Origin of the sequence: Shewanella loihica PV-4 (assembly GCF_000016065.1) — a bacterium.
GTDB lineage: Bacteria > Pseudomonadota > Gammaproteobacteria > Enterobacterales > Shewanellaceae > Shewanella > Shewanella loihica.
The window spans coordinates 3,195,246-3,216,711 of record NC_009092.1; the positions used below are offsets into that span (position 1 = coordinate 3,195,246).

General features: G+C 52.5%; 18 protein-coding genes. 8 read left to right on the top strand and 10 right to left on the bottom strand.

Features of this window, described 5'->3' with window-relative positions:
• Positions 1-167: 167 nt before the first annotated feature.
• Positions 168-518 (top strand): putative quinol monooxygenase, encoded by a 351-nt coding sequence (locus SHEW_RS13960; RefSeq protein WP_041406676.1) that lies wholly within the window; start codon positions 168-170, stop codon positions 516-518.
• Between the two features lie 82 nt (positions 519-600).
• On the opposite strand, the gene SHEW_RS13965 is transcribed toward SHEW_RS13960, so the two are convergent.
• Positions 601-1,668, bottom strand: coding sequence for a M43 family zinc metalloprotease (locus tag SHEW_RS13965; RefSeq protein WP_011866498.1), 1,068 nt, complete (start codon positions 1,666-1,668; stop codon positions 601-603).
• Positions 1,669-2,244: 576 nt separating this feature from the next.
• A complete protein-coding gene (locus SHEW_RS13970) occupies positions 2,245-3,015 on the bottom strand; it encodes a hypothetical protein (RefSeq protein WP_011866499.1) in 771 nt (256 codons plus the stop codon).
• A gap of 181 nt (positions 3,016-3,196) precedes the next feature.
• On the opposite strand from SHEW_RS13970, the gene SHEW_RS13975 reads away from it, so the two are divergent.
• Entirely contained in the window at positions 3,197-5,278 is a 2,082-nt protein-coding gene (locus SHEW_RS13975; protein ID WP_011866500.1) for a tetratricopeptide repeat protein, read from the top strand.
• A 57-nt stretch (positions 5,279-5,335) separates the two neighbouring features.
• Here the strand turns inward: SHEW_RS13975 and nqrF are convergent, their stop codons facing one another.
• From nqrF to SHEW_RS14005, 6 genes are all read right to left on the bottom strand, one after another.
• Positions 5,336-6,553, bottom strand: coding sequence for an NADH:ubiquinone reductase (Na(+)-transporting) subunit F (gene nqrF, locus SHEW_RS13980; protein WP_011866501.1), 1,218 nt, complete (start codon positions 6,551-6,553; stop codon positions 5,336-5,338).
• A 41-nt stretch (positions 6,554-6,594) separates the two neighbouring features.
• The gene (gene nqrE, locus SHEW_RS13985) at positions 6,595-7,203 is read right to left on the bottom strand and encodes an NADH:ubiquinone reductase (Na(+)-transporting) subunit E (protein WP_011866502.1); all 609 of its coding nucleotides are present in this window, start codon (positions 7,201-7,203) and stop codon (positions 6,595-6,597) included.
• Positions 7,204-7,207: 4 nt separating this feature from the next.
• Positions 7,208-7,831: an NADH:ubiquinone reductase (Na(+)-transporting) subunit D gene (locus tag SHEW_RS13990; RefSeq protein WP_011866503.1), complete on the bottom strand. Its 624-nt coding sequence runs from the start codon at positions 7,829-7,831 to the stop codon at positions 7,208-7,210.
• A 1-nt stretch (position 7,832) separates the two neighbouring features.
• Positions 7,833-8,603, bottom strand: coding sequence for a Na(+)-translocating NADH-quinone reductase subunit C (locus SHEW_RS13995; protein WP_011866504.1), 771 nt, complete (start codon positions 8,601-8,603; stop codon positions 7,833-7,835).
• 108 nt (positions 8,604-8,711) lie between these two features.
• Positions 8,712-9,926: an NADH:ubiquinone reductase (Na(+)-transporting) subunit B gene (locus SHEW_RS14000; protein WP_011866505.1), complete on the bottom strand. Its 1,215-nt coding sequence runs from the start codon at positions 9,924-9,926 to the stop codon at positions 8,712-8,714.
• Positions 9,926-11,287, bottom strand: a complete 1,362-nt coding sequence (locus SHEW_RS14005) for a Na(+)-translocating NADH-quinone reductase subunit A (protein WP_041407349.1) — start codon at positions 11,285-11,287, stop codon at positions 9,926-9,928. The genes SHEW_RS14000 and SHEW_RS14005 overlap by 1 nt, the downstream gene beginning before the upstream one ends.
• A 471-nt stretch (positions 11,288-11,758) precedes the next feature.
• Between SHEW_RS14005 and SHEW_RS14010 the strand changes: the two genes are divergently transcribed.
• From SHEW_RS14010 to SHEW_RS14025, 4 genes are all read left to right on the top strand, one after another.
• On the top strand, positions 11,759-13,048 hold the full coding sequence (locus SHEW_RS14010) for an O-acetylhomoserine aminocarboxypropyltransferase/cysteine synthase family protein (RefSeq protein ID WP_011866507.1): 1,290 nt from the start codon (positions 11,759-11,761) through the stop codon (positions 13,046-13,048).
• Between the two features lie 313 nt (positions 13,049-13,361).
• A complete protein-coding gene (locus SHEW_RS14015; protein WP_011866508.1) occupies positions 13,362-14,150 on the top strand; it encodes an AraC family transcriptional regulator in 789 nt (262 codons plus the stop codon).
• Between the two features lie 112 nt (positions 14,151-14,262).
• Positions 14,263-15,171, top strand: coding sequence for an alpha/beta hydrolase (locus tag SHEW_RS14020; RefSeq protein ID WP_041406677.1), 909 nt, complete (start codon positions 14,263-14,265; stop codon positions 15,169-15,171).
• 184 nt (positions 15,172-15,355) lie between these two features.
• The gene (locus tag SHEW_RS14025; protein ID WP_011866510.1) at positions 15,356-16,468 is read left to right on the top strand and encodes an HD domain-containing phosphohydrolase; all 1,113 of its coding nucleotides are present in this window, start codon (positions 15,356-15,358) and stop codon (positions 16,466-16,468) included.
• Positions 16,469-16,772: 304 nt separating this feature from the next.
• Here SHEW_RS14025 and SHEW_RS14030 read toward each other — a convergent pair whose 3' ends face one another.
• Both SHEW_RS14030 and SHEW_RS14035 read right to left on the bottom strand, forming a co-directional pair.
• Complete coding sequence (locus tag SHEW_RS14030; protein ID WP_011866511.1) at positions 16,773-17,528, bottom strand: putative porin; 756 nt, start codon at positions 17,526-17,528, stop codon at positions 16,773-16,775.
• 440 nt (positions 17,529-17,968) lie between these two features.
• A complete protein-coding gene (locus tag SHEW_RS14035) occupies positions 17,969-18,697 on the bottom strand; it encodes a DUF599 domain-containing protein (protein ID WP_041407352.1) in 729 nt (242 codons plus the stop codon).
• A 530-nt stretch (positions 18,698-19,227) separates the two neighbouring features.
• On the opposite strand from SHEW_RS14035, the gene SHEW_RS14040 reads away from it, so the two are divergent.
• Together SHEW_RS14040 and SHEW_RS14045 are read left to right on the top strand one after the other, a co-directional pair.
• Positions 19,228-20,796, top strand: a complete 1,569-nt coding sequence (locus tag SHEW_RS14040) for a S41 family peptidase (RefSeq protein ID WP_011866513.1) — start codon at positions 19,228-19,230, stop codon at positions 20,794-20,796.
• Between the two features lie 5 nt (positions 20,797-20,801).
• The gene (locus tag SHEW_RS14045; protein ID WP_223294720.1) at positions 20,802-21,194 is read left to right on the top strand and encodes a hypothetical protein; all 393 of its coding nucleotides are present in this window, start codon (positions 20,802-20,804) and stop codon (positions 21,192-21,194) included.
• Positions 21,195-21,466 lie beyond the last annotated feature (272 nt).

The following is a 21,466-nucleotide window of genomic DNA, read 5'->3' on the forward strand; positions in this document are numbered from 1 at the left end:
GCCCTTATGATAGCACTCCCAGACGACACTGAATAACCCTTGCCCTATTCGCCAGATAGGTTCGAGCATATCAGCAAAACGCCTCCTTTAAACCGCGCCGCTTTTTAGGCTAGACTCAGAGGTCATCCATGATTTTATTTAGGTTTTTAACCAGCGGAGAGCTACAGATGTCAACACGCGTTTTTGTGATAGCCCAGTTTCGTCCCAAGGCGGGAAAAGCCGCCGAACTCTTCGAGATACTCAAGGCTCTGGAGCCCGACTCACTGCGGGAACAGGGCTGTATTCAGTACATTCTCACCCGCCAGATTGACCATCCGAGCGCCAGTCGCACCGACTACCCTATCGTATTCAACGAGATCTGGGCCGATGGCGAAAGCTGGGCGGCTCACGGCCGTCGCCAACAGATCAAACACTTCTTCGACACTCAGGTGAGCTCCCCTACCGGCCTGGTGGATGATGCCATAGTGACCGCCTATACCGACGAGGGCTACGAATACGACGCCCCGGTATTTATCTAGCCATTTGTCTAATCCTCGCCTCAAGAGATGAAAAAACGCAGCCTAGGCTGCGTTTTTTTATCGTTTTTCGTGGCTTTCGCTATTAGTTAGCCACACCTGTCGCGGCCTGGTTTTGCGCCGACCAGAGAGTCACGCGGGCCTGACTGTCGAGGCCATTGACCATGCGCGCCACCTGATCTTGGGTGAAGTTGGCGTATTGATCTGAGTAGGCCATAAAGTTCTGCCAGTTGATGGTCTGCCCCATGCAGTTGACTATGCCGCCATCACCCGGGTTCATCTGCCAGCTGTTTTGTTGCGGCGTATCGCAGTTCTCATCGCCCGTGGTGCCGCAACGGCGCTCCATGCCACGCTTACAACCGCCTTCGAAGGTGTGGATCAGATCCAGGAAGTGACCAAACTCGTGGGTCAACACAGAGCGAAAGTTCTCGTCGGTGTTACTACCAAGATAGGCGCCGTTATAGGTCACCCGTGCCAGCCCCTCGTCTGACATTGTGGTATCCGGGTACCAGGCCACCCCTGAGTTGTTGGTGACACCATCGGCATAGAGGTCGTTCTGAATGTAGACATTCATATACTTGTAGTTATCCCAGTGATCCCGCTTCACATCTGAACTGGAATAGTTACCCGCCCCAGACGATGCCGGATGATAAACGATACCCGAAGTGGGATTCCCCTGTGGATCGATACTGGCTAGGCGAAACTCGATATTGAGCGCCTGCTTCACCCCTTGGAATTCTGCATCTATGTCGGCGAAATCGGCGGTGCGTCCCTGAAAGTCTTCGTTAGTCTTGTTGAGCGCATCTATGATCACCGCATCGGTCACCGTCTTACCGTTGAACTGGGTGCCATACACATGGAACACCACAGGGATCACGTAACTTGGGGTCGCCGACAAGGCCAGCGCCGAAGGGGTATCGCCGATCGCCACACTGGCATCATCACCAGGCTTAGCCATGGCGCGCTTACGCTCAAACAGCTTGGCATGACGAGCCTTGGCCTCAGCCTCGGCGGCAGGGAAATTACGATAATGCTGAGCGTTGATCTCCCCCGCCTTACAGTGATCGGCGGCAAACTCGGGCTGCTTGGCGCTAACGCCTGCGCTAGTTGTCAACAGGGCGGCCAGGATAGATAAAGTCAATTTGTTGGTCATGTTATTAGTCACTCTTATTGTTAGCTTTTTAGGGTAAATCGCCCTCTCCCTGGCGTCTGCGCTTCCTTTCGGGCGAATAACAACATTACCTATTGAGATAAAATATTCTGTATACAATATACTCAAATAAAAATAGGAGTAAACCCAAATGTGAATATTTTGTAAATCCGTAATTTCACAGAGACACTGGGTTGCAGTGACACAACGGCAACTCAGCTCAAAGCTAAAGAGACAAAGAAGTATGTTGATTGAACGGGGAATATTGCTGGCTAAGTGGTAGGTGGCGTCAGCAAAGATTTATAGTATCAGACTGATTTTATTAAGGTAAATACATTAAAAAGGCACAAGATAGCACAAGTGCGATCGCCTGACGCGCAACAAGAGAAAAGCGTCGCCAAAAATAACGCACTACCAAATAGAAAGCGCAGACAAATAGAAAACGCAGAAAAAGAGAAAGCGTAGACAAAGAGAAAGCGCTGCTAAAGGTAAAGCGTTGGCAGCAACTCGACTCGACCTAATGGGCTAAATATTTGGGCTTGTCTAGCGCCTTACTTCCCTGCTATCGACCATGACCCACTAATAGCCAGTCTGGGCACCGGCCCTCGCCCTGAGCAGTTTAAACTTATGAAATCCCAGGTTTCTCAGCCTTTGTAGTTCGAAATCTATCATGCCCTGCATTTCTCTCGCCTTAAGATCTTGGGAACACTTAAACTCGCCCCCCAGCCCCTTATTAAACTTAGAGATAGACTTGTAACAGATTCGCGCCGGACAGGTGTAGGCACAACCTGCATTGGCAAACAAACGAATACGATCTTTCTGCGCCAAGGCCGCCAAGAAGGCCTCATCATCGTTGAGCACCATAGGAAGCACCAGGGTATCGTAGAGCCCAAAGGCCTCTTCGATCTGCTCAGGTTTTAGCAGGTTCTTTATCACGCTGGCTTCGATGTCATAGTCGGGAAATTCCTGCTTGATCCAGTAAGCGAGGTCATCGTTTGTGCAGATAATAGAGTTGCGCTTGTGATGATACTTAGCCAGCAAGGCGCGATTGGCGTCGAACTCCTCCTTGGTGGCAAAGTGATTGGTAAAGGGAATTCTAAGCCCAATACCATGATCCGCCAGCAGGCCCGTGTCCCGCTCAGACAGCTGACGCATCAGATAGAAACGTCCGCCATATAGGGTCGATGGCTCGACGAAACCAAATACACTCTCAATCTGCCCAAGGGGCACCGCGGCAAAGTTTTGTTTTAAAAACTTAATCACTGACTGATGATCCGCCTTGCCCCGCGCCGACACAGTATAAGTGCTCTTAGGTGCCGTGCTCTCGCTTCCCGCTGGCTTGTCGCTCATATCACTCGCTTTATTAACCTTTAGATAACAAAACAATATAGAGATCCAGTCCTACTGACTCCTTGATGTAGATCAAATCACAATGACTGCCTACAACTCTTCAAGAGGGATATAGTCGTTTACTTTTCCCCAACCCCAAGGATATGATGCAAAAGTATTAATCAGATGTTAAAGGAATGACATGTACCGCACCATTTCGACTCTCTTTTGCTTAGGAATCCTAAGTGCTTGCGCATCAACCAACACTAATCCCTCCTCCTCCGAGAAGACGAATAATTCGTCTATCGATCTACAGGTAGAAAGTTCAACACTGACAAGCGAGAATAAGTTAACACTTGCCAAGCAACTCTATGAGAGTGCTCAGCCCGAAAAAGCACTCAAACTATACCAAGAGGCTGCCAACGAGGGGCTACCGAGAGCTCAGAGTGAGTTAGGATTAATCTACGACGTTGGCGCGTTAGGTACTAAAGAAGACAACGAACTTGCATTTAAGTGGTATCTAAAAGCCGCAAAACAGAAGGACACTCAAGCCTTAATCAACCTCGCAGCTTTTTATCGAAATGGTGAGTTTGTCGAACAAGACCTAGATCAAGCGATAGATTACTATCGGCAAGCTATATCCTTGAATGATCCAATAGCATTTTGCGAATTAGGATTTCTCTATTTAGACGAACCGCTCAAAAAAGACTTACAACTGGCCGAGACAAACTTTCTACTCGGTGCTAACCAACAACAAACCTCCTGTTATCTAGGTTTGGCCTATCTATTTCACTTTGAAAAAGACAAGGTTAAGCAATCATTAAAGTGGTACCAACTCGCTGCCGACGCGGGTGATGCATCGGCTCAATACAACTTAGCCACTCTATATTTCGACGGCATTGCCACCGAAGTAGATCCAAAGCAGGGCATACATTATCTCCAATTGGCTGTAGAGCAAAACCATGGCTCAGCCACTGGCTATTTAGCCAATATGTATGACTTCGGTTGGTTTGTAGAACAAGACAAAAAGTTAGCCATACAACTTTATCAGAGAGCAGCAGAACTAGGTGATGCGGGGTCCATGGTTAACTTAGCGACTTTTTTTGAGTCAGGGCAATTCGTTCCTCAAGATATTGATATGGCTCTACAGTTATACCAACTTGCGGCTCAACAAAATAATGCCCTAGCGCTTAATAACATGGCTTCTATCTACTTCAACGGCGAATACGTCGAACGAAATACTGAATTAGGGCTAGAACTTTTCAATAAAGCGGCGACCATGAATAATACCCAAGCTTTATATAACTTGGGCATCATCTATCGAGATGGGAACACGGTTAAACGGGACAGAGCTAAAGCCTTGTCCTTTTTTCAACAAGCAGCAGATCTCGGCTTAGAGAGAGCCTATTTCGAAGTAGGTAAAGCCTATCATTTAGGCTTAGGAACAGAAAAAAATGATCAACTTGCACTTCCCTACTTATTAAAAAGTGCAAATAACAATTCATTGGCAACCCACTACCTTGGGGTCATCTACTATAAGAGCGATTTAATCGAGCATGATATCGATAAAGCAATTACTTATTTTGAGAAAGCCTATTCACAAGGAGAAATTGACCCGACCGCTAGCTTAGGTCAAATCTACGAATTTGGCAGCCCTAGTCATCATGATGTCGACCTAGCCATCGCTTGGTATAAGAAAGGTATAAAGGGAGAACACCCTTATGCTTATATGCGGTTAGCTTTACTCTATATGAATGGAGAAGGCGTGGCTAAAAACATGCAACATGGCCTTGAACTCTACTCCACCTATTGCAAGTTGCGAAAGTATAACGAAAACATGAAGCTTGGAAACCTCTTCTTCTTTGGCAATCAGATTAAACAGGACTACCAACAAGCCCGTTATTTTTACGAATTGGCACTTAAGCAACAAGATTCAACCGCCGCCAATAACCTTGGCGAGATGTATCGCCTAGGTCTTGGTGTTGAGCAAGATATTGAGCAAGCTATTAGCCTCTATCAATCCGCCGTAGAGTGGCATGGCCAAGCAACGGCCATGTTAAATCTCAGTGAACTTTATCTCGAGGGTGAAGGCGTCCCAGTCGATGAGAAGCTGGGATTATCTTGGTTAAAAAAAGCGGCTGAAACTGACAATAGTGAGGCCCAATATAGATTAGGGAAATATTTGCTCGACAGAAACGTTACTTCTGCGGGAAAAATCTGGATGAGTAGAAGTGCGGATGCTGGAAATGAAAAAGCAATAGAGTATCTGCAACAAAAGCTATGATTGCCCCATAAAAAAACGCAGCCATTGGCTGCGTTTTTGTCTTAGAAAGACTAAGGATTAATCGCCGAAGTCATCCAACAGTATGTTTTCCTGCTCAACCCCTAGGCTTTCTAGCATGTTGATCACCGAGGAGTTCATGATCGGAGGGCCACACATGTAGAACTCACAGTCTTCCGGCGCCTTGTGATTCTTCAGGTAGTTCTCATAGAGCACATTATGGATGAAGCCTGTGTAGCCGTCCCAGTTGTCCTCTGGGAGCGGGTCCGACAGCGCCACGTGCCACTCGAAGTTGTCGTTTTCCGCCGCCAGCGCGTCAAACTCCTCCTGATAGAAGATCTCACGGCGTGAACGGGCACCGTACCAGAAGGTCATCTTACGCTTGGTCTGCTCGCCCTTGAGTTGGTTAAAGATGTGTGAGCGCATCGGCGCCATGCCTGCACCACCACCGATAAACACCATCTCGGCGTCCGTCTCCTTCACGAAGAACTCACCAAATGGCCCTGAGATAGTCACCTTATCGCCCGCCTTGAGGTTAAAGATGTAAGAGGACATCTTACCCGGTGGCAGCCCCTCTGATGGCGGCGTGGCGATACGCACGTTCAGCATGATCACCCCTTTCTCATCCGGGTAGTTGGCCATGGAGTAGGCGCGCAGCACATCTTCCTCTACGGTCGAGACCAGATCGAACAGGCCATACTTTTCCCAGTCGTCACGGTACTCGGTCGGGATATCGAAATCGCTGTATTTCACCTCGTGAGCCGGCGCCTCAATTTGAATGTATCCGCCCGCCTTGAACTTCACGTCTTCCCCTTCGGGCAGCTTGAGCAGCAGCTCCTTGATGAAGGTGGCCTGGTTATCGTTAGAGATCACCTCACACTGCCACTTCTTGACGCCGAAGATCTCCTCTTCCAGCTCAAGCTCCATGTCTGTCTTCACCGCCACCTGACAGGCCAGACGACAACCCTCTTTGGCCTCTTTCTTGTTGATATGGTCGCGTTCGGTCGGCAGGATATCGCCGCCACCCGACTTAACCTTCACCCGGCACTGACCGCAGGTACCGCCGCCGCCACAGGCCGACGGAATAAAGATATTCTTGCTCGCCAGGGCGCCCAGTAGCTTATCGCCCGCCGCCGTGGTTATGCTCTTGTCATCGTCGTCGTTGATGCGGATGCTCACGTCACCGTTGATCACCAACTTGCTCTTGGCGACTAAAATCACCATCACCAGCACACACACCACTATGGTGAACATGCCTATGCCTATTGCCATTTCCATCTAATAACCCTTTTCTTAATGCACTGACACTAGCACGCCCGTTACAGCGAGATGCCGGAGAAAGACATAAAGCCCAATGCCATCAGGCCCGTGGTAATAAAGGTGATACCCACACCTTGCAGCCCGGCTGGAATGGCGTGAAACTTCATCCGCTCACGCAGACCCGCCAGCAGCACGATGGCCATCGCCCAGCCAAGACCAGAGCCGGTGGCAAACACCACAGACTCACCCAGGGTGTAGTCGCGGTTCGCCATGAAGATCACCCCAGCGAAGATGGCGCAGTTCACCGTCAGTAGCGGTAGGAAGATCCCCAGGCTGTCATACAGGCTGGGAATATACTTATCCAGAAACATCTCCAGGATCTGCACCAAAGCCGCGATCACACCGATGAAGGTGATGAGCTTAAGGTAGCTCAGGTCCAGCTCGGGATAACCTGCCCAGGCCAGGGCACCCGGCGCCAATACCTTGGAGTAGATCAGCTGGTTCAGTGGCACCGCGAGTGTCATCACCACGATCACGGCAATACCCAGACCGAAGGAGGTCGATACCTTCTTCGAAACGGCCAGGAAAGTACACATGCCCATGAAAAAGGAGAGCGCCATGTTGTCGATAAAGACGGCCTGAACAAAGAGATTGATATAGTGTTCCATAGCCTTAACCTCGCTTACGCTGGATAACATTGATGGCCCAGATCAGTAAGCCAATCAGGAAGAATGCACTCGGCGGCAACTTGAACATCTCGTTGGCCAGGTACCAGCCGTCGTTCTCGACCGTCTTTAAGATCTCATGGCCAAACAGGGTACCGGCGCCCAGCAGCTCACGCACGAAGGCGACGCTGAGCAGGATAACGCCATAGCCCATGGCGTTGCCCATGGCATCCACCACCGCCAGATGCGGCGGCATCTTCATGGCGAAGGCTTCGGCGCGGCCCATGATGATACAGTTGGTGATGATCAATCCCACGAATACCGACAGCTGACGCGACAGCTCATAGGCCACATCCTGCAGCACCATGTCGACGATGATCACCAGGGAGGCGATCACCGTCATCTGAGCGATGATGCGCACGCTGTTAGGAATAAAGTTACGGATGCTGGAGATGATCAGGTTGGAGAAGACCAACACGAAGGTCACCGCCAGGGTCATCACCAATGCGGTCTGCATCGAGTTGCTCACCGCCAGCGCCGAACAGACCCCAAGCACCTGCATGGCCACGGGGTTATTGGCGAAAATCGGGCCGGTTAGAATGTCCCGGGTCGCCGTCATACTCTTACTCATCTTAAACCTCCGACGCTTTTAGCTTGTGAAGGAAGGTCTGATAACCTTCGACCCCGAACCAGAACTGCATGGCACGCTGTACGCCGCGTCCCGTCATGGTCGCGCCGCTCACGGCATCCACACCATGGAGATCGCCGGCCTTAGCACCGCCCTTGACCACCTTGAAGGAAACCTGCCCCTTCTCATCAAATAGCTGCTTGCCCTTAAGCTTGTCGGTCCAGGCCTTGTCGTCGAGGAAGTCGCCGATACCCGGTGTCTCACCATGCTCGTAGAAGACCACGTTTTCTATGGTGTTCAGATCCGGCTTGAGCGCCACATAACCATAGATGATCGACCAGAGCCCCTTGCCATAGATAGGCAGCACCACGGCGTGCAGCTCGCCCTTGTCGTCAAACACCTTGAATACGCGGGCCTGATTGGCGCGGGTCTTGATTTTGGCGATATCTTTCTTCGGCTTGCTCGAGGTCTGCGGATTGATAGCCGCCATACGGTCGTCGAAATCCAGCACGTTCTCCTGGCTATCGATGACGCCGCTGTCCAGCTCTACCAGCAGAGGCTTCACAGACTGCTCGAAGATGGTGCGAAAATCTTTGTCGCCGCTGATATCGATATCGGCGGCCAGCAAGACGTTGCGCTTAAGCTCGTCGCGCTTCTTCACCAACTTACGTTCTTTGAGTACCTCGGCGGTTCCTGTGATCATAAAAGAACAAGAGAGGCAGAGGACGAGTGTGAAGATCATGGTCCCCACAACGGTATCTTTCTTAAATGCCATTAGCGTTGCTTCTCCATAGTGGCGCGCTCTCTGGAACGACGAAACAAAAAGGATGCGAAGATTGACGACCAGAGGTTGGCGGTCTGGATCCTTAACATATGTTCTGACTTATAAGGCATTGCGTTTCAGCCTCCGCTTCATGTTGCTGCGCGCCACCAGGTAATCGAAGAGTGGTGCCCACAGGTTGGCAAACAGAATCGCCAGCATGATCCCTTCAGGCATCTTGAGATTCAGCACGCGAATAAGTACCGTCATGAAGCCGATCAGGACGCCGTAGGCAAACTTGCCCTGACGGGTATAGGCTGTGGTCACAGGATCTGTTGCCATAAACATCATCCCCAAGGCGAAGCCGCCGGTGACCAGATGCCAGGTCCAAGGCATGGCGAACATCTCGTTCTTGGCCGAACCGATTAGGTTGAACAGCACGGCGGTTGCCACCATACCGGCCATCACACCGGCCACCACACGCCAGTCGGCCAGGCGAGTCAACAGCAGCAACAGGCCGCCGATCAGAATGGCCAGGGTGCTGGTCTCGGCGATAGAGCCGACGGTGAAGCCGAAGAAGGCATCCCACCACAGCGGATCGCTGAAGGCCTGATACCAGGTGTAACCCTCGAAGCTCATCTTGCCCGCAGCAGTCTGAATCAAGGTTGTCGCTCCCGAGAAGCCATCGACCGCCACAAACTGGGCAATCTGCGCCACCTCGGTCGGGTAGGCAAAGTAGATAAAGGCGTAACCAGCCAGCGCAGGGTTGAGGAAGTTGTACCCCATGCCGCCAAACACCTCTTTGGCCATGATCACCCCGAAGGTGATACCAAGGGCCACTATCCACAGCGGTGTCGATACCGGCAGGATCAGGGTAAACAGCAAGGCGGTGACGAAGAAGCCTTCATGCAGCTCCTGGCGACGCACCTTGGCGAACACCATCTCCCAAAACAGGCTCACCAACAGCGCGGTAAGATAGATAGGCAGGTAGAAGCTCAGGCCATAGCCAAACAGGCCAAAGAAACCGCTCTGCTCGCCGAGGCCGCCGGTGATGGCATTGAACGGCAGTAGCTGCCAAACATCGGGCGTGGTCAAGCCAGAAGCCAGCGCCAGCTGCGCCTGCAGACCCAGGTTATAGATGCCGAACAGAATCGCCGGCAGCAGACACAGACCCACCAGGGTCATGGTACGTTTTACATCGATCGCATCGCGAACGTGCACCTTGCCTTTAGTGCTGCGGCCATGGGCATAAAGCAGCGAGCGCAGGAAGCTACGCATCGACGAGCCGTGGGCATAGTAATTCTCTTGCACATCTGGCTTATTGTCTTGCTTACTCATTAACCTTCCCTCTCAATAATATCTAGGCAGATGCGAAGTTCCCGTCCGAAGTCATACTTGCCCGGACAGACAAAAGTACACAGGGCCAGATCTTCTTCATCCAGCTCTAGGGCCCCCAGGGCCTGCGCCTCATCAGTGTCACGCACCACGAGGTCACGCACCAAAAGGGTCGGCAGGATATCCAGCGGCATCACGCGATCCAGCTGACCGAAGGCCATCATGGCGCGGTGTGAACCACCGGCGTGAGTGGTCAGGTCGAACAGACGCTTGGTCGCCTTGAAGCGAGAGGTCACGGCGCGGGTGATAGAGAACTTGTCTGCGCCGCCGCGCACCCATGGCAGTAGCTGATGCTTGGCGTCTTCCGCCAGCACAGAGATCTGCTGATGGAAACGGCCCAGATAGTCGTGAACGCCAAAGGCAGTATGGCCAGCCAGTACAGAGCCTGACACCACACGGTTGCTGCCTGGCTTGATCTCACCCTCTACCAGGGTGCTGAGCTGAGCGCCCAGCTGAGTGCGCAGCAGTCTTGGATTGAGCGCCGTCGGGCCACCCAGGGCCACCACGCGATCTGTGTAGAGCTCACCTGTCAGGAACAGCTTGCCGTAAGCGATCACATCCTGATAGCCAAGGTGCCATACTGGGCGTTCCAGGCTGGCAGGCGCGATAAAGTGAATATGGGTGCCCACCAGGCCAGCGGGATGCACACCGGCAAAACGATGGCTCTCGACACGCGCGAGGTCGGCGCCAGGCAATGCCTCGCCGGCATCGTGACACAGGTGGATCTTGCCAGAGGTGAGATAAGTCAGTACCTCAAGTCCGGCAGCAAAGGCCTCGCGCTGCTCTGCGATAATCACGCGGGGATCGGCCGCCAGCGGGTTGGTGTCCATGGCGTTGACGAAGATGGCGGCAGGTTCGCTATCGAGCAAGGGCACACGCGAGAAGGGGCGAGTGCGCAGTGCAGTCCACAGACCACTCTCGGCCAGGTTTTGCTGTACGGCTTCACGGCTCAGGCGGCTCAGATCCGAATAGGCCTTAAAGGTGACTTGCTCATCGCCCTCGACCTGGATCACCACAGACTGCAACACACGACGCTCGCCGCGGTTGATCTCGACGACCACACCACTGGCCGGCGCGGTAAAACCTATGCCCGGCGCCTTCTTGTCTTCGAACAGAGTCTGACCCTTCTTCACTCGATCGCCGACCTCCACCAAGAGGGTGGGTTTTAGGCCAACATACTCTTCACCCAGCAGTGCTACCTTTGCAGGACGAGCGCAGCAATCTATCTCTTGCCTCGGCTCGCCGGCGATAGGCACATCTAGGCCCTTCTTTATCGTCTTAATCTTGTCTGGAAAACCTGCCATCGCAAACATCAACCGTTACTAAATTGGGATGCCTCATGGTAAAAGTTTGTTAACCGGGATTCCGCTATTGAGGTCACATTCCGACACGGGCTTGTAACTTAGCTACAGTTTTTCCGCCGGATTTGTGATCATGATCGCTGGCGAATCCTAAGAACTGTTAACAATGTAGTTTTATAACAATAAAACAGGTAAAGGGGATGCCGCTTATTTAGCTGGGGCTAAAACATTCAATTTGGGACAAAAATTGCTCGACTCGAGTGATGTCATCCGGGCTCATTTTTGCCTTTTTTGATGCTATAGGATCCAGAGGAAAAAGGCAGATAACCAATCCGCTCTCAAGCCAATTCGACCATAAAACTCACCTCATCGAGCAAATCATCAGCAAATTAAAAACATTTAGACATCTAGAAGTCTAAATGCCATGGTCATTTTTCGATCACAGGTTTTCAGTTAAGCGATAGGATGAATTAGATGAAACTCGAATCTCTAGCCCTGCATCATGGATATACCTCGGAAGCGACCACCAAGGCGGCGGCCGTGCCCATTTATCAGACCACCTCTTATACCTTCGACGACACCCAGCATGGTGCCGACCTGTTTGATCTTAAGGTGGCGGGCAACATATATACCCGTATCATGAACCCCACCACAGATGTGCTCGAGCAACGCCTGGCCGCCATCGAAGGCGGTATCGGCGCACTGGCACTGGCCTCCGGCATGGCCGCCATCACCTATGCGATTCAGGCCCTGACTCAGGTGGGCGACAACATCGTCAGCACCAGTCAGCTCTATGGCGGCACCTATAACCTGTTTGCCCATACCCTGCCCAGACAAGGCGTCGAGGTGCGTATGGCGGCCTTCGACGACTTCGATGGCCTGGAGGCCCATATCGATGACAAGACCAAGGCGCTGTTTTGCGAGTCTATCGGCAACCCGGCCGGTAATATCGTCGACATCGCCCGCCTGGCCGAGATAGCCCACAGGCATGGCGTGCCGCTGATCGTCGACAACACGGTCGCCACTCCGGTGCTCTGCCGCCCCTTCGAGCATGGCGCCGACATCGTCATCCATTCACTTACCAAATATATTGGCGGCCACGGCACCACCATAGGTGGGGTGATCATCGACTCGGGCAAGTTCGACTGGGCCGCCCAGCCTCAGCGCTTCGCCCTGCTCAACGAGCCAGACCCCTCCTATCATGGTGTGGTCTATACCCAGGCCTTCGGTCCGGCGGCCTTTATTGGTCGCTGCCGCGTGGTGCCGCTGCGTAATACCGGCGCCGCCCTATCGCCTCAGAGTGCCTTCCTACTGTTACAGGGCTTAGAGACGCTGGCGCTTAGAATGGAGCGTCACTGCGACAACGCCCTGGCCCTGGCCAACTTCCTCGAGCAAGACCCCAGGGTCAGCTGGGTCAACTATGGCGCGCTGGACAACAGCCCCTATCGCGACAACTGTGAGAAGATCACCTCGGGTAAGGCCTCGGGCATCATCAGCTTCGGCATCAAGGCGGAAGATAGCGAGGCGGCCAAAGCGGCCGGCGGACGTTTTATCGATGCCCTGCAGATGATCCTGCGCCTGGTCAACATAGGCGATGCCAAGTCCCTGGCCTGCCACCCGGCCACCACCACCCACAGACAGCTCAACGGCGAGGAACTGGCCAAGGCGGGGGTATCGGAAGATCTGATCCGCATCTCGGTCGGCATAGAGCATATCGAGGATATTATCGCGGATGTGTCTCAGGCGCTGGATAAGGCGATCTAATTTAAAAGGCTCCTGCTAAGCGCTTAGATAACTGACTTAACAAGCCTACTAACAAGCCAGAAAGAAACCAGATATCGGCCCCAAGCACCGCCCTACGAGGCGCTGTCGTTGGGGCCGATTTTTTATCTCCACCTTGAGTCCCCCTCCCTTGGCAGTTAACACGGCCTAGTTAGTAAGACTTGGCGCACGAAAATAAAGCAAGGCATTGAAAATATTGGGGTAACAACAAACCTTGGATTAGGCTATGATGCCGAAGCGGTCTAGATGCTAAAAAGGAGAAGGCTGGCATGAAGACAAAGAGGTCAAAAGCTTGATGATGCACAGGCAAGAGATCGAACATATCCCCGTCTTTGGCTCGCCATCTCAGCTATTTAAGCCGGTTGCTCGGGAGTATTCAGATGGCCAACTACTGGCGCCCCATTGGCACCACGCCGCGCAACTGATTTACGCCGAATCCGGTGTGATGGAACTGAGCTGCGAGGAGAGTTTTTGGATAATCTCGCCTCAGCAAGCGCTGTGGATGCCTGCCGAGCTGCCCCACAGACTCAAGGCCCGAGGCCAAGTCAGTCTGCGTAGCGTCTATTTTCAACCAGATGCCCTGCCCGAGCGCTTCTCCAAGCAGCCCCAAAGTCTGGTGGTCAGCCCCCTGCTTAGAGAGCTGATGAAGAGTGCGATGCCTGTGACCAGCAGCAGCCAACCCAGCAGCAGAGAGGTGCACCTTATGCAACTTCTGATGAGCGAGATCGGCTGGGCACAAGAGATCCCCTTGAAGCTCCCCATGCCAAAAGATAACCGGCTGCAGAAGATCTGCCTAGGCTTGCTCGCAGATCCCGGCAACGACTGCACGCTTAGCCAATGGGGGGAGATAGTCGGCGCATCACCCAGAACCTTGTCCCGGCTATTTCAAACCCAGCTGGGGACGAGCTTCGCCATTTGGCGTCAACAGGCCAGAATATTCGCCGCCATCCCCAGGCTAAATCTCGGCGAGCCCATAGTACGGGTGGCGATGGAGATGGGCTATGATTCTGCCGGCGCCTTCGCATCGGCATTTAAAAAGATGATGGGAGTCACCCCGAGCGAGTTTCGCACGCAAGTTGTCTGATTAGCGAAGATACCTGTCCGTTTCAAGGCAGACCCCTTCGCCCTCTCGCCTTACTATTTTCTCGTTTCCCCATATTTGAGGTTCAGAGTCAATGAGTGATAGAGAGGTGACTATGAGTCAATTTACCCGCCACAGTGTTAAGGTGCCAGCCAACGGTGTCGAGCTAGACGCCTGGCTTTATCTGCCTGCCTGCGAAGAAGCATCCCTGAATAAACCAGCCCCGGCGATTGTAATGAGCCACGGCTTCGCCGCCGTTAAAGAGCTGTATATCGACAAGTTCGCCGAGGCATTTGCGAAAGCGGGCTTTGCCGTGCTGCTCTATGACCACAGAAATTTCGGCAAGAGTGGCGGTGAACCCCGAGGCGAGATCATCCCCTATCAACAGATAGAAGATATGAGGGAGGTGATCAGCTGGCTGAGCTTTCATCCCGAGGTTAACGCCGAGCAGATAGGCGTGTGGGGCACAAGTTTTAGCGGTGGACATGCCATCATGGTGGGCGCCTTAGATCGCCGGGTGAAATGTATCGTCGCCCAGGTGCCGACCATCAGTGGCTATCAAACGTTCCTTCGCCGGGCAGGTTCACGGCTCAGAGCAGTACAAGAAGAATTTGAGCAGGACAGAACAAGGCGGTCCAAGGGCGAGACGCCCACTTACATAGGAGTGATCCCCCAAGAAGAGCAGCCCGGCATCTATGCCAGCGATGAAGCCATGGCGTTTTACAGCAAAGCCTGGACGCTCGCCGAAGGATGGGAAAATCGGGTCACACTCAGGTCCAGCGAAAAAGCGAGCGAGTATGAGCCCGGCCTCTGGATTGCGCGCGTGAGTCCCACGCCGCTCTTGATGATAGTCGCTGAAGATGACACAGTCACACCGACAGACTTAGCCCTATCGGCCTTTAACAGGGCGCTAGAACCCAAGCGGCTCTGCCTGCTGCCTGGCGGTCACTTCGACCCCTATGTGACACACTCGACGCGCTCGATAACGGAGGCGATAGCATGGTTGAGCAAATACCTGAAATAAGATTCTAATCAGGCTTTAGTGGCCGAAGTCGCAAAAACCGTTCACTCAGATTTCTTGATTAAGGTCATGGTTTTACGCCTTTTGCCCCTAAGCCATAGGTATAATGCTATCTCTGCCGATGTGTTGACTATAATGATGGGTAGCGATTTGCGCGCAAACAGGCGACAGGCCAAGGGAGCGGCACATGTACTACACCTCGACGGACCTTAATCAGCACCCCTCTATCATGAGCAAGCTGTCACACCTTCACGCCACCACCCAGGCCAAGCTGCCGCAGATCACCCGTATCGCCGTCGCCCTATTCGACCAGGACAGCGACATAGTGCGCACCTTTATCTATAGCGGCAAGCCCTCCCCCCTCAACCACTATCAGGCCAATCTCAGCCAGTGCCACTCGCTGCAAGAGGTTGCCCGCTCAAGAGAGGCCAGGATAGTGCAGGATCTTAGCATCTACCGAGACAGCCGACACGAGCACGCCATCAAGATCTATGAGGCGGGCTATCGCAGCAGCTATACCCTGCCCCTGCTTTCAGGCAATACCCTGCTGGGCTTTATCTTCTTTAACGGTGACGACGAGCAGGTGTTCGACAAGCGCTGCGTGGAGCATCTGGATCTTATCGGCAATCTGCTGGCGCTGATGGTGATCAATGAGTTGAGCGAGGTGATCACCCTGGCCTCGACCATGAAGACCGCCATAGATGTCACCCATTTTCGCGACCCGGAAACCGCAGGACACCTGAGCCGCATGGCCCATTATTCACGGCTGATCGCCCAGCGGGTGGCGGATGAGAGAGGCTTAAACGATCACTTCATCGAACATATCTTCATGTTTGCGCCTCTACACGACATTGGCAAGATCACAGTGCCCGACGAGATCTTATTTAAGCGTGGCCCACTCACCCCAGATGAGCGCACCGAGATGCAGAAACACTGTGAGTCGGGCCGGGATCTTATCGACAAACTCTTGTGTAACTATCGCCTGAGTAACCTGGACCACACCAAGATGCTGCGCAATATCGTACTCTGTCATCATGAGGCGATAGATGGCTCCGGCTACCCGGCGGGACTGGTTGGTGAAGCTGTGCCGATCGAGGCAAGAATCGTGGCGGTTGCAGACGTGTTTGATGCCCTCACCAGCGAGCGCCCCTACAAGGCCGCCTGGACCAATAGCGATGCCTTTGCCGAGCTGGCACGTCTGGCGGGCAATAAGCTGGACGCCGACTGTGTGGCCGCCCTCCATGAGGCCCTCCCAGAGGTGCTCAGGATTCAAGCCACCTTCGACTCCACCGAGTTTTAATGCTAGCAGCAAGAAGATTGGGCGCGAAAAAGCAAAATAGGCAGCAAAGCATTAGCCCCATCTGAGACCAGAGCCCAGAAAAGGATTCGCGCTGCGCTAGGCATCAATATGATCAGCGAAAGAAGATAAGAAAAAGGCCTGCCAAGCCAGGGCGCTAGCAGGCCTTTGTTACTCACTATGTCTCTCACCTTGAAAACAAGATTTTAAAGCAGAGACACTTAGTCAGAAACATTAGGTCAGAGACATTAGATAAGAGACATCAAGTAATAGACGTTGAGTCTCAAACATTTGTCTGACAGAAATCTTAGAAACGACCGACTACGCCAAGACCTATGTTGACACCGTCGAAATCTGAATCCAATACGCGAGCCAATTCGAAGTTAGCCGAGACGTTGTCAGAAATACGTAGCCAGTACGCGGTTCTCACGTCGAATGCATCATCATCGTCGGTGTTGGTGTAACCCAGACCCACAGACCAAGAATTGTTCACATACCAGTCTGCACCCAGATTGATCATGTCGTCGCTGTCGCTGTGAGTCCAGTTAGCCTGCAGATCCACACCGGCAGTAGATTGTAGCGCGATATAGCTGCGAACCTTCACACCATAGCTCTCTTCCACGCCTTCATCACCATCGGCATAGAAGACAGACACAGCTGAAGAGTCGTTGAAGTAGTAACCCACTTCTGCGCCATAGGTGTCGAAGTCAAAGTTAGCATAGTCGTGCTTGTTATAGTTCACGCCAACAAACCACTTAGAGGCGAATACATAAGTACCATCGATACCGTAAGAGTCCAGGTCGGCATCGTCGAAGTTGCTGTAATAAGCACCCAGGTTAGAGCTTTGCGCCAGGAAGCCATTTAAAGCATATGGGCTGCTTTTCTGATCCACTGGCGTCACATAGTAGCGGTAGTTCGCGTTCCAGATACCATCGCCAAACTCTTCAGAGTTAGACTTATAGTTCAAACCGGCTTCGTGTTGAAAGGCATTGTCCTGGGCAGCGATGGCGCTCATGCTGCTAAGACCAAGAAGAATGGCAACGGCTGTTACTGATTTTTTCATCAATGTATTCCCTTATATTTATGAAGCTAGGAGAATAAAAGACAAAAAATAGAAAGGTGTTTTACACAATCCATTGTAAATTTATGATATTTATGAGAATAAATATCCTGCGCTCTCCTAGCGGCGCTAACGATACGCCATAGTTTAGGAAAAGTGCAATAAAAACTTCATAAAAGCCAAGCAATAAAACATTAACAAAAACAATGAGCAACAAATAGATAACAAGTGATACCTAAAGATTACACTTCGCCCCCCTGACCCAAAGACACCCTGCTGCTTGCTCTCGTATTCTCATAAGCCACTAATTTTTAGAGACCACTAATCCTAAGACGCTTTAACCTTATCGGAAATTAGTGCTCGGCTAACAGCGGCGCTGGGCAGCTAGTTGCTCAGGGCAATCTTGGGCTCTGGGTAGTCAGTTGCTCTAGTTCTATTTAGCGCTAGACAGTCTTAGTCTCTTTTGTCTGCTCGCGTTCATCGAGGATTAACATTCCCTGGGTGATCGCCTGCACCGCCCTGGACTTAAACTCGCGGCGATACAGGGTATAGACCACCACCAGGCTAGAGACGATAAACAGCAGCGGATGGAAGAACCAGCCCAGCACAGCCATCGAAAAATAGTAGGAGCGCAGGCCATAGTTATAGGCGTGGGCCGCCCTGTCCTGCACTATCGCCATCTGCAGCGCATAGGCCTTTAGCTGCTCATCTTGACCACTCTTATCGACCGGGGTCGCCCCCACCATGACGTTGAGAAAACCATATTGGCGCATCGACCAGGTAAACTGAAAGAAGGCCATCACGAAGATCAGCGTCAATATGCCAAGCTTGAACTGGATCAGCATGTGAACCGGCGGCGCCGTCATGGGGATAGAGGCGATCACCGCCTCCAACCGCTCGACCTGGGCAAACAGGGTCAATACCCCGGCAAGCACCAGCATAGTGGTGCTGGCAAAGAAGGTGATGTTTCGCTCAAGGTTAGCCAGCAGCGCCGCCTCCGCCACCCTCACCTCGCGTCCTAGCAGCTGATACATCCAATGAATACGATGCTGATGCAGGCAACGGGCGATACAGTGGGTGTTCTTGGCCTTCTTGCGGGCGAAGCGAGCGTAACCTATCCAGCAGCTAAAGAAGCAGGTCACGGCGATAAGGTCGAGCAGGTAATCATTCATCATGGATTCAACTTGTTAACAAGGGGCAAAGTGGCCAATAGCTGCCAAGATTCATTTAATCATAGCCCATTGATATTGCAACTCAATTTCCTCGTATCTTAATGCCTAATTGGTGTGGTTGTGCGCAATCACTCCCTCAGGCGGCTCATTGCCAGCAAAAGCATGACAGTTGGCAGTTGGCAGTTGGCAGTTGGCTGCTGGCTATAAGGTGCAGTTAAATGGGTGCAAGCGAGAAAAGCGCAGGCAAATTAGAACCGATCCCAATGCCTGCATATTCGAGCATTTCTGCTGGCTTATCGTCGGTTTATCTGAATCCTCGCCCCGTTAAGGCCACCTTCTCGATGCAATCGGCTACAAACTGGTGTGAAAACGAGTAGGAAAACACAAGAGCGTCCGCGACTTAGGCTATACCTGCATGCAATTCTTAGCTAAGATGGTCAAGAAATTGTTACACCCATGTTTTCCGGCATGAGACCCGTTAACAATTGCAACGTCACCAAACACAAGAGTTTAATAATAAAGGATTATTTATGAAGTCAATCTCAAATGCTCTGTTTACAAGCCTGATCGCATCAGGCCTCTTGCTCACTGGCTGTAGCGGCGGTGGCAGTGGTAGCGATACCTCTGGCAGCGGCGGCTCCATAGGCACGGGCAGCACGGTGAAATGGGTCGAGGGAGAATTTACTCCCTATGCACAATTGGCCAACCAATGCGATGCGGGTCTCAAGGAAAAACTGTGGTTACGTTCTTGGAGTAACGACACCTACCTTTGGTACAGCGAGATCATAGATAGGGATCCGGCGCCTTACCAGGTCTTAGAATATTTCAGCCTACTGAAAACCGAAAACCTGTCGGCCACTGGCAACCCTAAAGATCAGTTCCACTTCTCTATGCCCACCAGCGAATGGGAACAGCTCAATCAATCGGGCGCCTCGGTCGGCTATGGCATGAGCTTCCATCTCCAGCAGGCCAGCAGCACCGCAGACAGAAAGGTTACCGTGACCTACACAGAGCCTAGCTCACCGGCCACCAGCGCCAATATCGCCCGCGGCGCCGTCATCGTCAGCATAGATGGCGTGAGCGTGAAAGATGCCAACGACATGGCCTCGATCAATACCCTGAATAACGGCCTCTTCCCCAGCGACGACGGCCAGGAGACACGCTTCACTATCCTAGATCTTGGCGCCAGCCAGACCCGTGACGTGGTTCTTACCGCGCAAACCGTAGTCTCTACCCCAGTGCAGAATACCAAGGTGCTCGCCAGCCCTTCGGGTAACGTGGGTTACTTCCAATTTAACTCCCATATCGCTACGGCAGAGCGCGGCCTCTATGATGCCATCGCCACGCTGGCCAATGCCAAGGTAGACGATCTGGTACTGGATCTGCGCTACAACGGCGGCGGCTTACTGGCCATGGCGAGCCAGCTGGGCTACATGATTGCCGGACAGCAAGCGACGCAAAATCGTATCTTCGAGCGCAGCACCTTTAACGACAAGTACCCCACCAAAGATCCTGTCACGGGCCAGACCTTAACGCCTATGCCTTTCATCGATGAAACCATTGGCTTTAATCCAAGCCTGTTGGGTGGTGGACAGAGCCTGCCAAGCCTTAACCTGTCACGAGTATTCGTGCTCACCACTGACGACACCTGTTCCGCCAGTGAGGCGTTGATCAACAGCCTGCGCGGTATCGATGTCGAGGTGATCCAGATTGGCGGCACCACCTGTGGTAAGCCCTATGGCTTCTACCCAACGCCAAACTGCGCCACCACCTACTTCACCATTCAGTTCAAGGGTGAAAACGACAAGGGCTTCGGCGACTACTCAGATGGTTTCGTCCCCAGCAGCAACCCAACGCTACAAAGCGAAGTGCCAGGCTGTGACGTAGCAGACGACTTCAATCATGCCTTAGGCGACCAAGATGAAGGCCAGCTGGCTGCGGCGCTCTACTACCGTGACAACAACAGCTGCCCGGCTCAGGTGGCAAAGGCATCCCGTACTCAGGCGAAACCTCAGTTTGTTGATGCGGGTTATGTGCTGCAAGATACCCGCAATCAAAACCTGCTGTTTAATAACCGGATTCTGACTCAGCCTAAGTAGGATTTATGATGAAACGCATAGTTCGTATCATGCTCGGCGTCATGCCGTTAACGCTCCTAGGCTGCTCACTACAGGCACAAGACGCTACTTTGCCGAATCCTGTGCCTGCAATAGTCAGCGAGCCGAGTGCAGAGAGTCTGGCTGAATTGGAAAACGCCATCGCCAAGCTGTTACAGATGGAGAAGGTGACCTTAGCCGCCGACGCGTTCACCCGAAACAGTCGATTGGCGCTTGAGCGCAATCCCCATAGGGATCCTAATGGTCAACTGTTGATGGGCCGCAACTTTGAGCTGCCGAAGATAGTCCAGCTATGGATAAGCGGTGATGAGTGTTTTGTCGCAGATGCCGAGGAGCATCGCAGTGCGCCGCTGACAGTGACTAGCTGCTCTCCTGAATAGACCAATCAGCCTGGCTATCTGGCCATCAAGATGAGTCTTCTCCACGACGGCTGCTTACCCAAAGCAGCCGTCGTTTTTCATGGCTAATGCACTTTAACCTGATCTTATCTTCTGGCCGCGACATTAATCATCAGGCCTGGATAAGGGCGCTCTCCCCCTCACGACTACAAAGACCCATTCTGCAAACATCATCAAGCTCACAGGAGGGCGTTAGGCGAGATAAAATGCTCCTTCGATACGCTATCGCGAGTACTCAATAGAACCGTCTGCAC

What these genes read in the sequence shown, in the direction of transcription:
- SHEW_RS13960 (WP_041406676.1), top strand. Translation starts at nt 168, where the DNA reads ATGTCAACACGCGTTTTTGTGATAGCCCAGTTTCGTCCCAAGGCGGGA.
- SHEW_RS13965 (WP_011866498.1), bottom strand. Translation starts at nt 1,668, where the DNA reads ATGACCAACAAATTGACTTTATCTATCCTGGCCGCCCTGTTGACAACT.
- SHEW_RS13970 (WP_011866499.1), bottom strand. Translation starts at nt 3,015, where the DNA reads ATGAGCGACAAGCCAGCGGGAAGCGAGAGCACGGCACCTAAGAGCACT.
- SHEW_RS13975 (WP_011866500.1), top strand. Translation starts at nt 3,197, where the DNA reads ATGTACCGCACCATTTCGACTCTCTTTTGCTTAGGAATCCTAAGTGCT.
- nqrF (WP_011866501.1), bottom strand. Translation starts at nt 6,553, where the DNA reads ATGGAAATGGCAATAGGCATAGGCATGTTCACCATAGTGGTGTGTGTG.
- nqrE (WP_011866502.1), bottom strand. Translation starts at nt 7,203, where the DNA reads ATGGAACACTATATCAATCTCTTTGTTCAGGCCGTCTTTATCGACAAC.
- SHEW_RS13990 (WP_011866503.1), bottom strand. Translation starts at nt 7,831, where the DNA reads ATGAGTAAGAGTATGACGGCGACCCGGGACATTCTAACCGGCCCGATT.
- SHEW_RS13995 (WP_011866504.1), bottom strand. Translation starts at nt 8,603, where the DNA reads ATGGCATTTAAGAAAGATACCGTTGTGGGGACCATGATCTTCACACTC.
- SHEW_RS14000 (WP_011866505.1), bottom strand. Translation starts at nt 9,926, where the DNA reads ATGAGTAAGCAAGACAATAAGCCAGATGTGCAAGAGAATTACTATGCC.
- SHEW_RS14005 (WP_041407349.1), bottom strand. Translation starts at nt 11,287, where the DNA reads ATGGCAGGTTTTCCAGACAAGATTAAGACGATAAAGAAGGGCCTAGAT.
- SHEW_RS14010 (WP_011866507.1), top strand. Translation starts at nt 11,759, where the DNA reads ATGAAACTCGAATCTCTAGCCCTGCATCATGGATATACCTCGGAAGCG.
- SHEW_RS14015 (WP_011866508.1), top strand. Translation starts at nt 13,362, where the DNA reads ATGATGCACAGGCAAGAGATCGAACATATCCCCGTCTTTGGCTCGCCA.
- SHEW_RS14020 (WP_041406677.1), top strand. Translation starts at nt 14,263, where the DNA reads ATGAGTCAATTTACCCGCCACAGTGTTAAGGTGCCAGCCAACGGTGTC.
- SHEW_RS14025 (WP_011866510.1), top strand. Translation starts at nt 15,356, where the DNA reads ATGTACTACACCTCGACGGACCTTAATCAGCACCCCTCTATCATGAGC.
- SHEW_RS14030 (WP_011866511.1), bottom strand. Translation starts at nt 17,528, where the DNA reads ATGAAAAAATCAGTAACAGCCGTTGCCATTCTTCTTGGTCTTAGCAGC.
- SHEW_RS14035 (WP_041407352.1), bottom strand. Translation starts at nt 18,697, where the DNA reads ATGAATGATTACCTGCTCGACCTTATCGCCGTGACCTGCTTCTTTAGC.
- SHEW_RS14040 (WP_011866513.1), top strand. Translation starts at nt 19,228, where the DNA reads ATGAAGTCAATCTCAAATGCTCTGTTTACAAGCCTGATCGCATCAGGC.
- SHEW_RS14045 (WP_223294720.1), top strand. Translation starts at nt 20,802, where the DNA reads ATGATGAAACGCATAGTTCGTATCATGCTCGGCGTCATGCCGTTAACG.